The 12,601-nt window shown below is 63.9% G+C and carries 7 protein-coding genes and 1 pseudogene; 3 read left to right on the forward strand and 5 right to left on the reverse strand.

Annotated features, from left to right (window positions below; all coding sequences use genetic code 11):
- Positions 1 to 98 precede the first annotated feature (98 nt).
- Complete coding sequence (locus tag ABIA42_RS31775) at positions 99 to 773, reverse strand: Crp/Fnr family transcriptional regulator (RefSeq protein WP_271527670.1); 675 nt, start codon at positions 771 to 773, stop codon at positions 99 to 101.
- Positions 774 to 1,007: 234 nt separating this feature from the next.
- On the opposite strand from ABIA42_RS31775, the gene ABIA42_RS31780 reads away from it, so the two are divergent.
- Together ABIA42_RS31780 and ABIA42_RS31785 are read left to right on the forward strand one after the other, a co-directional pair.
- Positions 1,008 to 3,056, forward strand: a complete 2,049-nt coding sequence (locus tag ABIA42_RS31780) for an AsmA family protein (protein WP_370117728.1) — start codon at positions 1,008 to 1,010, stop codon at positions 3,054 to 3,056.
- Positions 3,057 to 3,286: 230 nt separating this feature from the next.
- Complete coding sequence (locus ABIA42_RS31785; protein WP_370117725.1) at positions 3,287 to 5,734, forward strand: adenylate/guanylate cyclase domain-containing protein; 2,448 nt, start codon at positions 3,287 to 3,289, stop codon at positions 5,732 to 5,734.
- A gap of 150 nt (positions 5,735 to 5,884) precedes the next feature.
- Here the strand turns inward: ABIA42_RS31785 and ABIA42_RS31790 are convergent, their stop codons facing one another.
- The 4 genes and pseudogenes from ABIA42_RS31790 to ABIA42_RS31805 all read right to left on the reverse strand — a co-directional run.
- Positions 5,885 to 6,073, reverse strand: coding sequence for an AbrB/MazE/SpoVT family DNA-binding domain-containing protein (locus ABIA42_RS31790; protein WP_370117722.1), 189 nt, complete (start codon positions 6,071 to 6,073; stop codon positions 5,885 to 5,887).
- Positions 6,074 to 6,097: 24 nt separating this feature from the next.
- A complete protein-coding gene (locus ABIA42_RS31795) occupies positions 6,098 to 7,294 on the reverse strand; it encodes a GIY-YIG nuclease family protein (RefSeq protein WP_370117720.1) in 1,197 nt (398 codons plus the stop codon).
- The gene (locus ABIA42_RS31800) at positions 7,287 to 9,467 is read right to left on the reverse strand and encodes a DEAD/DEAH box helicase (protein WP_370117717.1); all 2,181 of its coding nucleotides are present in this window, start codon (positions 9,465 to 9,467) and stop codon (positions 7,287 to 7,289) included. Before ABIA42_RS31800 ends, ABIA42_RS31795 begins: the two co-directional genes overlap by 8 nt.
- Before the next feature lie 221 nt (positions 9,468 to 9,688).
- Positions 9,689 to 11,425, reverse strand: a pseudogene (locus tag ABIA42_RS31805) (DNA methyltransferase); the annotation flags it as partial.
- A 198-nt stretch (positions 11,426 to 11,623) separates the two neighbouring features.
- On the opposite strand from ABIA42_RS31805, the gene ABIA42_RS31810 reads away from it, so the two are divergent.
- A complete protein-coding gene (locus tag ABIA42_RS31810) occupies positions 11,624 to 12,490 on the forward strand; it encodes a hypothetical protein (protein WP_370117714.1) in 867 nt (288 codons plus the stop codon).
- Positions 12,491 to 12,601: the final 111 nt, after the last annotated feature.

Below are 12,601 nucleotides of genomic sequence, written 5' to 3' on the forward strand. Positions count from 1 at the left end.
CACCGGCTGGCGCGGGGAAGCGTCGGCACGATTATCGAAGAACGCGACGACGGGCGACCCTACGCCGTCGCGCGATCAGGGTGCCGGAAGCCGCCTCCCTACTCGTTCCGCGCGATCGCGGTCAGCTTGTTCATGTTCCGCAGCAATATCCGGCCGCGCTGGAGATCGAGGATCGCCTCCTTGCGCCAGGCCTGAAGCTGGCGATTGACGCTCTCGCGGGCGGCGCCGACGAAGACGCCGAGCTGCTCCTGCGAGATGTGGACCTCGGAGCCGAAATCGGCGGCGAGCGCGCAGAGCCGCCGGGCCAGGCGAACCGGCAGCGGCTGCAGCATGGATTCCTCCATGCGCTCGCTCTGCCAGCGGATGCGCTGGCACAGCAGTGCGATGATCTTGATCGCGACCTTTGGCTCGCGCTCGAGGAAACCGAGGAAATCTTCGCGCCGCAGCACGAACAATTCGCTGGTCTCTCCCGCGGTGGCGTCCGCCGTGCGGCTCTGGCCGTCCAGCACCGCGACCTCGCCGAATAGGTCGCCCGGCCCCATGAAATTCAGCGTCAGCCGGCTGCCGTCGGAGGCGCCGGTTTCGATGCGGACCTGGCCGCGGCGCACGCCGAACAGCGCGTCCCCGGGATCGCCCTTCTGGAACAGCACCTCGCCATTCCCCAAATGCTGGGTGTGACAGAGATTGGACAGCCGCTGGAGCTCGTCTGCGCCGAGATCGGCGAACATCGGGTTCATCTTCAGGATGACCGCAAATTCGGCCTGCTTGCTCATTTCAATGTCCTTGTGAACGTCCTGGTCACTGTTCCTGTCAAATCGCTTGAAACCATCAACTTCAGGATCGCGTAAAACCGCGCCGGAGAAGTGTGTCATAAGTCACATAACTTTGCAGCACCCCCCGACTATTTTTACGCGCTTGGAGCCGCTTCCCGTCCGGGGGTAAACTCAGGCGCAAAGGACGGGTCATCTGCGGATTCGACGCCGATCACCCGTCGTTGGAAAGTCGACATGAGAGCATTGAAATTCGCCGGCGGAGCTTTGGCCGCCGTCATCATCGTGATCGCGCTCCTGCTGATGGTGGGAATCCCCTCGGGCTTCCTGACCGCCACGATCGCCTCGCGCGTCGAGAGCGCGACCGGCTATCGCCTGTCGATCGACGGCACCACGAAGATCAGCCTGTGGCCGACGCTGAACGTCACCCTGAACGACCTCACGCTTGCCGACCCCAGGGATCGCAGCGGCATCACGCGCCTGACGGTCGACAGTGTGCAGGCCGACATGTCGCTCGCAAGCATATGGTCCGGCCGCCCTGAGATCTGCGAGCTCGTCGTCACCCATCCCGTGCTCTACCAGCCGCTGCTGCGTGAGCGCCTGCCGAGTGCCGGCGCCCCGTCGAAGCCGCTCGCGCTCGATACCAATGGCGCCACCGTCGACCGCATCAAGGTGATCGACGGCGAAGTTGCATTCTCGCGCCTGCGCGATCGTGTCGAGGGCCGCATCAGCGCCATCAACGCCGACGCGACCGTCGACCGCGACCGCAAGGTCAATATCACCGGCACCGCGCGCGTCGGCGATCATCCGACCAAGTTCGACATCAAGGCAGCGCCGCCGGCGTCGCCGGCCGAGCGGCCGACGGTTCCCGTGGATTTCGCCATCGACATGCCTGACGTGCTGAAGTCCCAGCTCACCGGTCACGCCGAGATGCGGCTCAATGGCGATGTCGTGATGATCAACGGCCTGAACGGCAAGCTCGGCGACGGCGCATTCAACGGCTGGGCCTCGGTCGACATTGCGAGCAAGCCTCTGGTCAAGGTCGACCTCGACTTCCAGCGGCTCGCGATGCCGCTGGCGAAATCGCCGGAGGGCACGGCCGGGCAGCCCTGGAGCAATGCGCCGATCAACGTGTCCGGGCTCAACTATGTCGACGCGCAGGTGAGGATCTCCGCGAACGAAGCCTTGATCGGCGATGCGCGCATCGCGCCGCTGGCGCTCGACGCCAAGCTCGCCGGCGGCGTGCTGAAAGCCGGCACCGCCAATCTCGGCGCCTATGGCGGCCAGGTCTCGGGCGAGGTGATCCTGGATGCGACCAGCGGTGCGCCGAGCTTTGCCATGCATTCCGATCTCGTCGGCGTGCGCGCGCTGCCGCTGCTCCAGGGCCTTGCCGAATTCGACCGCATCGACGGCAAGCTGCAGGCCAAGCTCGCTCTGCGCAGCGCAGGAAACAGTCAGCGCGCGCTGATGGCGAACATGCAGGGGACCGCCTTCGTCAATTTCCAGGACGGCGCGATCCGCGGCATCAACGTCGCTCAGATGATCCGCTCGCTGACGACGGGCATGCTGTCCGGCTGGCAGGCAAATCAGGACCCCGGCCAGGAACAGAGCACGGACCTGTCGCAGCTCTCGGCCTCCTTCCGCATCGACAAGGGTCAGGCGGTGACGACCGATCTCAATCTGATCGGACCGCTGGTGCGCGTGACCGGCGCCGGCACCATCGCGCTCGACACCAAGATGATGGGCTTTCGCGTCGAGCCGAAGCTCGTGATGACGACCGAAGGCCAGGGCCGCACCTCCGAGCCGGTCGGCTTCGGTATCCCCGTGATGATCCAGGGCAGCTGGTCGCAGCCGCGGATCTATCCCGACATGGCCGGCATGCTGGACAATCCGGACGCCGCCTATGCCAAGCTGCGCGAGATGGGCAAGGGCCTGTTCGGCCCCGACGGCGCCGGGCTCGGCAACATTCTGGGCAGCCTCGGGCTGGGTGGCACCCCCGCGCCCGGCGGCGGCAATGTGCCCGGCAATGCCAATCCGCAAGCCCAGCAGCCGGGGCAAAACAATCTGCTCGGCGGCCCGCTGGGGGAGGCGATCGGCAATCTGATCCAGCAGGGGCTTTCCAGTGGCGCAGCAACCGGCCCCGGCCGCAGCCGCAGCGTACCGGCAACGCCTTCCACGCCGGCACCGCAGGCCTCGCCTGCCGCCCCCGCTCTGGAGGACCCGCCGCTGGCGCAGCAGGACAGTCAGCCAATGAACGACGTGCTGCGGCAGCTCTTCAATCGCTGACCGAAGGACTGTTGTGCCGGACGTCACGGGCAGATCCTTGCATCGGCTTCGACCCCTGCGGCTTGCTCCGAGCGGGATGAGGCTGCGGCAATTCCCCTCTTCCATCGGCCCGGAAGTCCGCAGGGAGTAACCACACCGGCCGGTCCGCCGGACCCGCCACGGCCCCATGGCCCAAATTGTGGTAGAACGGCCCGCAGCGCCGGCGTCGATGGCGGCGCGAGAGGATCGGGATGGCAGGAGCGAACGACAAGACACGATCTCTGCGCGGGGGCCTGTTCGCCAAATACGTCGTCTCCCTCGTCGGCCTCGTCGTGTTCGTCCTCGCCGTCAACGGGGCGATGGAGACCTGGATCTCCTACCGCGCCACCCGGACACAGCTGACCGACGGGCTGGAGGACAAGGCCCAGGCAGCCGCCCGGCGGATCGAGCAGTCGATCTCCGAGCTCGATCGCCAGATCAGCTGGGTGACGCGGGCGAGCCAGGACACGCTGGAGAAGCGCCGCGCCGACTACGCCCAGCTGCTGCACCAGGTCTCCGACGTCAACCAGCTGTACCAGCTCAACGGCGATGGCCGCGAGGTGCTGCGCGTCTCCCGGCAGTCGACCACGACCGGCGGCAATGCCGACCTCTCCCGCGACATACGTTTCACCGACGCCGTCGCCCGCGGCGTCAGCTATGCGCCGGCCTGGTTCGCCGACCGGACGCCGCTGATGTCGATCTCGGTGGCGCATTCCGGCTTCAACGCCGGCGTCACCGTGGCCGAGATCGATCTCAGCTTCCTCTCCGACTTCCTGTCGGACGCCCAGGTCGGCAAGGCGGCCTTTGCCTATGTCGTCGATCCACGCGGCCGCGTGCTGGCGACGTCCTCGAAGGGGCCCGAAATCGGCAAGGACCTCTCCAGGCTGCCGCAGGTTGCGGCCGCGATCGCGCCCGGCCACGAGCCCGACACGTCCGGCACCGACTTCAACGGCCATGCGGTGATGAGCGCCGCGAGCATCGTGCCGAAGCTCGGCTGGAGCGTGCTGTTCGAGCAGCCGACGACGCAGGCCTTGATGCCGATCCGCGACCAGCTGGTGCGCATCGCGCTGCTGATCGGCATGGGCCTGATGGTCGCGATCCTGGCCGGTACGCTGCTGGCGCGCCGCATGATCATCCCGATCACGGCGCTGCGCGACGGCGCGCACAAGCTCGGCGAAGGCGATTTCAGCCACCGTATCGACGTGCACACCTCCGACGAGCTGGAGGACCTCGCCGGGCAGTTCAACCGCATGGCCGACCAGATCCAGGAGACCTATTCGAACCTGGAGACCAAGGTCGAGGAGCGCACCCGCGACCTCGCGCAGTCGATCCACGAGCTCAAGGTGCTGGAGGAGGTCGGCCGCGCGGTGGCCTCCTCGCTCGATCTCAACGCGGTGCTTGCGACCATCGCGGCCCGTGCGATCGAGATCACCCATGCCGACGCGGTGCTGATCTACGGCTTCGACGCCGAGGCGGGCCGCTTCAACCTGGTCGAGGCCAACGGCATCGACAAATCCGCCGACGGCGCGCATGTCACCATCGAGCAGGGCGAGAACATCCTGAGCGATGCCGCCGCCAGCGGCGAGCCGATCGCGCTTGCCGAGCTCGGCGAGGCCGCGGAGCAGCCATTGCGCGAGGTCGCGCTCGCGGCCGGCTTCAACTCGGTGCTGGTGGTGCCGCTGATCGACCAGCAGGGCACGCTGGGCTCGCTGGTGGTGCTGCGCCGCGCCGGCGGCGAGTTCGCCGGCAGCGTCATCGGATTGATGCGCACCTTTGCCAACCAGGCCGTGCTGGCGATGCGCAATGCGCGGCTATTCACCGAGGTCGATCACAAGAGCCACGCGCTGGAGGCGGCGAACAAGACCGTGCGCGCCCAGGCCGACAAGCTGCGCGAGCAGACCGAGCAGCTCAAGGACTGGAACAAGTCGCTGGAGGCGCGCGTCAGGACCCAGCTCGGCGAGATCGAGCGCATCCGCAAGCTCGAGCGTTTCCTGGCGCCGCAGGTGGCGCAGCTGATCGCCTCCTCCGACAGCCCGGAAGGGCTGCTCACCAGCCAGCGCCGCGAGGTGACCGTGGTGTTCTGCGACCTGCGCGGCTTCACTGCGTTCACGGAAGCGACCGAGCCGGAAGAGGCGATGAACGTGCTGCGCGAATATCACGCCGCGCTCGGCCAGCTGATCTTCAAATACGAGGGCACGCTCGACAAATATGCCGGCGACGGCGTGATGATCCTGTTCAACGCGCCGATCCAGTTCGAGGACCACACCAGGCGCGCGGTGAAGATGGCGGTGGAGATGCGCGACACCATCGGCCCCTTGACCGAGCGCTGGCGCAACCGCGGGCACAGCCTCGGCTTCGGCGTCGGCATCGCGCTCGGCTATGCCACGCTCGGCCAGGTCGGCTTCGAGCAGCGGCTGGAATATGCCGCGATCGGCAGCGTCACCAACCTCGCCTCCCGCCTCTGCGGCGAAGCCAAGCCCAACCAGATCGTGGTGAGCCGCCGCGTCTACGGCATGGTCGAGCCCTGGGTCGAGGCACGCGCCCTCGACGATCTCCAGCTCAAGGGCTTCAATCACCCCGTGCTGGCAATGGAGATTTTGAGCTGGCGCGAGGAGGTGGAGAACGTGGTGGATGCCGCGGCGGTGCGCATGCGAGGCTAGCCGCAAACAAAAAGTGCGAAAACAACCCCATGCACAGTAGACGGGGGCTTTGAGATCAACGATTTACGCGGGCATCCGAGGCGGGCACTGATGCCGGCGTGAGCTGGACGGAAATTTTGACACGTCGGGCAAAACACTGGCAGGATGGCATCATCGGGTATCCTGCTGAAGGCCGTCCCGCTCCCCTGAGCTTATTCGAGCTTCGACACTCTCGGCCCCGACTGCGGCAACAATTTCGAGTTCGTCACCCTCCTTGAGCGCGAGCTGGCTGACCAGCTCGTGAGGGAGCTCGATGGCCAGATCATCGCCCCATTTAAAGACTTTCAGCACAGCTTCCACTTCACGCGCTCCTTGAGCAATAAATCAGGTTCCTTTCACCGGCACCAATGCCGCCTTTTGCGGATCGTAGGTATAGTCGGTGATCGTCCCGTCCTTGATGCGGTCGACCGCCTCGTCGACGACGAAGAGGGGCACCAGAAACCATTCCCGGGGAACGACGGGATGCCCGAACCGATCCTTGATTTCGAGGTCGAGTTGGGCGCGACCAAAGACGCGATGGATCAGGTTTTCCAGCCTGGTGCGGTTGACGTTGTAGAGATTGTAGGTCGCGACGATCTCGACGTCGGCCATCAGATAAGTAGCATCGAACTTAGCGTTCGCGATGCGCTTGTCTACGTCGCCACCGGTAACGCCGATCTTGTGAAGCAGGTCACGATTGGCGGCAACGACGGGATGATCGGATTTGCTGCGCAAGACATAGATCGTGCCGCTCGCGAGGTCGCCGTCCTCACCCTCGTCGGCAAACAGCGGCCCGGCGCTGGGGTCGGTGATGCGACGGCCCGCATCATCACGGTGGAGCGCGCGCTGGAGCGACCGCAGCAGGACGTCGCTCTCCGTTCCATTGTCGTAGATCACGCGCAATCGGCTGTCGCGGCGGTCGTATTGAGACATGAACTCCTCGCCGACCTCAGCAACATAGGCGATCTGTCCGCCGACGATGAAGAACTCGCCTTCCTTGATTTCGGCCATCGTCTGAAACGGGCGGGTTTGGCGGATGCCTGCGTCCAGCTCTCGCTTCACCCGAACGAATAGCGGCTTGAAGCGGTCGAAATCCCCGCACTTCGTGCGGTTCGCGATCTCCTCGGCGGCGCGCTTTTCCGCGGTCGAGCGGACGTGGCGGAGCTCGGTGATGTCGGTCGGCGCTTCAGCGTCCACGCCGAGCTGGGACAGGAGTTGATCGTCGTCGAGATTGTCCGCGAAGCCGGGTGGGGTCGTGGCGGCGCGCTCCAGCAGCCCCTGGCGGTCGAGCGGCTCCAGCAGAGCCCGGCATTCGTCGAGTTCGCGCAATCGGTCGAGTCGGACGGCATAGAGCCGCTCGAAGATGTCGCGGTCTTCGCCGTGCCGCGGCGGATGACCATGCTGATCGACGAAACGCTGGATGTCCTCGAAGCCGGCGATGATTCGCTCTTCGCGCGGCGTTCGGCCCGACTGCTTCCTGGTCTCGACTTCGACGCCCAGCTCTTCGAGCAGCGCGTCGTCCTCCTCGGTGAAGTCAGCCACGAGCGGCCTCCGCCTTCATGCGGGCGAGGAAGGCTACGCCTTCGGCCATGCGCTTCTCCCAGGCGTCGGCGGCCGCGATGGATGGCAGCCGGCCGCGGTCCTGCTTGAACTTCAGGGCGCGCTTGGCGAGATCACGGGCTTCATCCATCGTCATGCTGACGCGTTTGGCCGATATCGCGGCCTGAACCTGCTTCAGGCTCTCTTCGCTCATGGTCTTGGCGAGTATGGCGTAGGCCTCCCCGAACGGGTTTATGCTGTCGATCAGATCGATGTCCAGCTCTCGCACGTCCATCGCGTATCTGCGGACGCCATCGACGAAGGCGGTGTTCGGACTCCCCTCGCCCGGACCTTCGGACCCGCCCAGGGCGACCTTCTTGGCCATCTGGGTGAGATTGAGCGCGGCAATTGCGTGCTGGCGCACGGCTTCCTGATCGCCGTCATCCAACTCGGGGTACTTGTCCTTGATGATCTTGCCGAGCCGAAGCTGTGTCAGCTCGGCTGGCACCACTTCCGGATCGAACAACCCGCGCTCAATGGCAGTCTTGTCCTGCACGAACGCGGCGATGACCTCGTTGAGATCCTGCTGGCAGATGCGCTGGGCTTCCTTGCTCTTCGGCTCGACAAGGCCTTTGATCTCGATCTGGAACTGCCCAGTGCCCTCATTGAAGCCGACATTGCACTTGGTGGGATCGTACCCACCCTCGCCGTAATCGTATCCTTCCACCGGACCAATCGCGGGATTCTTTGGCTTGAACTCGAAACGAGGCGCAAGCACCTGCTCCATAAGCAGGCTAGCCGCGATGGCCTTCAACGTATCGTTCACGGCCTCGTTGACATTCTCGGGCGCGGCATCGGGCTCGGCGATCAAATTGGTGAAGCGGGCGCGCGTCTTGCCCAGAGCGTCGCGTGTCGCGCGGCCGATGATCTGGATGATTTCGGTCAAACTCGATCGGTAGCCCACGGTCAGCGCGTGCTCGCACCAGACCCAGTCAAAGCCCTCCTTGGCCATGCCGAGCGCGATGATGATGTCGACATGGTCGCGGTTGTTCTTCTGCGCGGGGTCCTTCAGCGCCGCCGACACCCGGTCGCGCCTCGTGGCGTCGTCATCGACGAGATCGGCGATCCTGAGCACGCGCCCTGCGGGCGTCTTTATCAGCTGGAACCCGGTGTCGGGGTCGGTCCCCTGCCATTCACCGAGCGATTCGATGATGTGCTCGACTTCCTTGATCTTGTCCTTGGTACTCTCACGGGCATTGACGCTGGGAATGTGAACGATGGTCTTTTCGTTGGGATCGAGCACCTTGATGATGTCGTCGGCATAGGCGCCGGAATAGAAGTAATAGCCGATGTCGAGTTCCTTGAGATATTCGTAGCCGTTGAGCTGCTCGTAATAGGTATAGGTGACGGGAGCGAATTTCGCCTCGTCGGTTGGCGCCAAAACGGCCTCGGCATCGCCGCGGAAATAGGAGCCGGTCATCGCGACAATGTGGACCTTGTCGCGGGCGATGAATTCTCCGAGATGCTGGCCGAGCTTGTTGTCGGGATTGGCGGAAACGTGGTGGAATTCGTCCACCGCGATCAGCCGGCCGTCGAAGGCCTCGACGCCGAATTTGTCCACCGCGAAGCGGAAGGTGGCGTGGGTGCAGACCAGCACCTTGTCGTCGCTCTCGAGGAATGCGCCGACGGAATTGACCTTGCCGCCATTGTCTGAGCCGGGCGCATCGCAGAGATTCCACTTGGGCACAACCGTCCAGTCTGCCCAGAAGCCATACTTCGTCAGTGGCTCGTCGTGGAAGCTAGCGCCGATGGATTTCTCCGGCACGACGATGATTGCTTGCTTGACGCCCTGGTTGTGCAGCTTGTCGAGCGCAATGAACATCAGCGCCCGGCTCTTACCGGAGGCAGGCGGCGACTTGAGGAGGAGGTATTGCTCGCCGCGCCGCTCATAAGCGCGCTCCTGCATCGGGCGCATGCCGAGCGCGTTGGCGCGGGTAGACTGCCCAGTCCGGGCGTAGGTGACAGCGACACTGGGGACGCCGGCCGGTGCCCTCGGCTTCGCAGGCCGCAGCCTGGCGGCACGAAAGAACGCCTCATCCGCCTCCGCGATGTCGGAGGTATCGATCGCCTCCTCCGGCAGGGCGGCCAATTCGATGGGGTCGCTTGAGCCACGCATCGTCATCATTCTTTCACTAGTTTTCGCCTTAACGAAACACCTATGGCTACGAACAGTCACTCGTGCAATGACTAGATGTTCATTATATGTTCTACGACAACTCGTCCAGAATTACTCTCGCGAGCAGATGCGACGGTGCTAATCCGTACAAGACCCATTCCGGTCGCACTCGGGGTAGTGATGCCTTACCTACTCTCGGCCCTACCTAGGAAAGGTGCCCGTAAGTTCTCCCATTTGAAACTCGTGTGAGCAAAAGCAATTTGATGATCCAATTGAAAGAGCAACGGCCAAAGTAGCGGCACCTGCAAGCCCTGACATATAGAGTTTGTCGCAACAAACGCTGATGCAGCCTGTGTACTCTTTCCGTACTCAGCAGCCTTCATAAACCAGCCGGCGACGTAGTCGAGCGACTTCCAATTGTTTGAATAAGCTTGGAAGACTAGTTTCAAATCATCCTTGTGATCTTCCGTTTGCCACTTGCTACCTAGATAGGGCGGGTTACCGCAAACGTAAGTCTCGCCTCCCTCGTTTTCAAAGTCGATCTGTGCCTGATCGAGCGGTGCATGAAATAGGTCATCGGCATGATGCTTGACGCCTGATCCGGTCGGCGGACAGATACTAAACCAATCAAGCCGCAACGCATTTCCGCACGTGATCCAGTTCTCTGCATCAAGCGGCAGAAAATCTTGCAGCGCTTCCTTCTGTCCACGATACAGCACATCACACTGATACTCCGCTATGATCAACGCCAGCCGCGCGATTTCCGCCGGAAAATCCCGCAGCTCGATGCCGCGAAAATTGGTCAGTGGAATCTCCGTCCGCCGCTCCGGCTCGCCGCGGCGTTGGTTGATCTCCGCCTCAATCTTCCGCATCTCCTTGTAGGCGATGACGAGGAAATTGCCGGAGCCGCAGGCCGGATCGAACACGCGGATGCGGGCCATGCGGTTGCGCAGGTTGAGCAGCTTGCGCGTGTTATCGTCGGCTTCCGCGAGGCGTTCGCGCAGCTCGTCGAGGAACAGCGGATTGAGCACTTTGAGGATGTTTGGCACGCTGGTGTAGTGCATGCCGAGCGCGCCGCGCTCCTCATCTTCGGCCACCGCCTGGATCATCGAGCCGAAGATATCGGGGTTGATCAGGCGCCAGTCGAGGCTGCCGATGTGCAGCAGATAGGAGCGCGCGATGCGGCTGAAACGGGGCACGTCGAGGCTGCCAGAGAAAAGGCCGCCATTGACGTAAGGGAACGCGTCGGCCCAGCGCGGCAGGCTCTCGGCGGCGCGCTCTCTGGTCTTGACGTTCATGGCGCGGAAGATCGTGCCGATCACCTCGTGAGCGTTGGTGGCGTCGCTCATCTGGGTCACGGTCGCCGTGAACAGATCGTTGCCGTTGAAGATGTCGGTGCTTTCGGCGAAGAAGCAGAAGATCAGCCGCGCCATGAAATGATTCATGTCGTGGCGACGCTCCGACGTGCCCCAGTCGGGATTGGTCTTCAGCAGCTCGACATAGAGCCGGTTGAGCCGGCCGGTGGCGCGGATGTCGAAGGCGTTCTCGCGGATCTGCTTGACGGTGGTGATGCCCGCGAGCGGCAGGAAGAACCCGAAATGGTTGGGAAAGTCGGGATAGGGACAGGCGACGGTTTCGCCGCTCGTGAGGTCCTCGGCTTCGAACATCACCCCGTCCGTCGCGAGCACGAACTTGGCCTTGGCCCTGGCAGTCGCCGGGCTTGCTTTCAACGCGGCAAGCTTGGCCGTGACCTCGCCCGGTGCGGCAACCTTGATGTGGATGTTGCCGGTCTGAAGCACGCCGCCGAGGTCGGACTTGTTGGTCTCGCCCTTGCGCAGGCGCCTGAGCGTGGTTTCCTTGTTGCCGAAGGCCTGGAGGAAGGCAAAGGGGAACTCTGCGGCGTCAAAGGGTTGTTCCGCCAGCGCGGAGATGGCCTCTTCAATTTCAACGGCGTTCATAAGCCCCTCAAGTTCGACCGGTAGAAGTGCCTCAGAAGATGCAGGGTGGCAACCCGGCTGATCGGTGGCGCCATCTCAGCCCCCTCCTCGATCCGCCCTGGGGGAAGAGACCCAGCAAAACTCCCCCCGAACCACATCCCGCCTGCCCGCGACCAACCCTCGCCTCAACGGCGAGGCGGCTTCGATAGGAGACGACCCGTGGCATTTGCCCTGCCTTCGCGCGCTTATGATCTGCAGATGCTGGACCGTCCCGCCGACCGTGCGCGCGATCATGGCTGGGTCTATGGGGTGCCGCCGGGAATTACGAGCGAAGAATGGCCGCTCGATCCCGTCACGGGCTATCCGCTGATGCACGGTTTCACGCTGCTGCTGCCGGAGGATTATCGCGTGCATGGCGAGGACATCATCGCGGTGTCGTTCTTTGCCACGGCACCCGATCACAATGACGGCGGCGCGCCCGATGATCCCGAAGTCCGCGAAGCGGTGATGGCGCGCACATCCCATCCACGCCTGTCGCGCATGACCGACATCCTCGACTACGAATATGCCGCGCTGCTGCTGACGCGGGCCGAATACGAGGGTGCGTTCGCGACGCCGCCGGCACCGCTGGCGCTGGCGACGGCCGAACGGCCGCGCTGGCTCGACGTCGGCGGCGCGAGCGCCTTCTTCGAGGCTGCGCCGCCTTACGCGAGGAAGATGTTCGCCGCTCCGCCGCGCGCGGATCTCAGCGAGAATCGCGCGATCGCGCTGACGCCGCGCGCGAACGACCCCAATGCCGGCAAGGGACCGCAGGACGAGCACGTTCGCGAAAATCCGCCGACCGGTTATCAGCCTTACTACTATTATGTCGGCGGCAGGCCGGGCCGCGACAATTTCCGCCTGCATGACTGGACCAGGGACCACGCCCACAATCATCTCGGCGGCACCATGCGGCCCTGCCAGGCCGTGCCGGAGATGAGCCCGTTCTACGTCGAGTTCGAGGAATATCTCGGCGGCTGCAATTTCGGCGGCGGCAACGCGCAGCTCGACTTCAGGGATATGAAGTTCGACTGGGCGTGCGGGTGATCACGCCGAGCGTGCCGCGGCTCCTCTTGCTCAACCGGGAAGCGCAGAAAAATCGATTTTCGATTTTCTGTTGACCGCAAGGTGCCACCTTGCAATCATCCCGCGATGGGT

Origin of the sequence: Bradyrhizobium sp. USDA 327 (genome assembly GCF_041262065.1) — a bacterium.
In the GTDB taxonomy this organism is placed as follows: Bacteria; Pseudomonadota; Alphaproteobacteria; order Rhizobiales; family Xanthobacteraceae; genus Bradyrhizobium; species Bradyrhizobium liaoningense.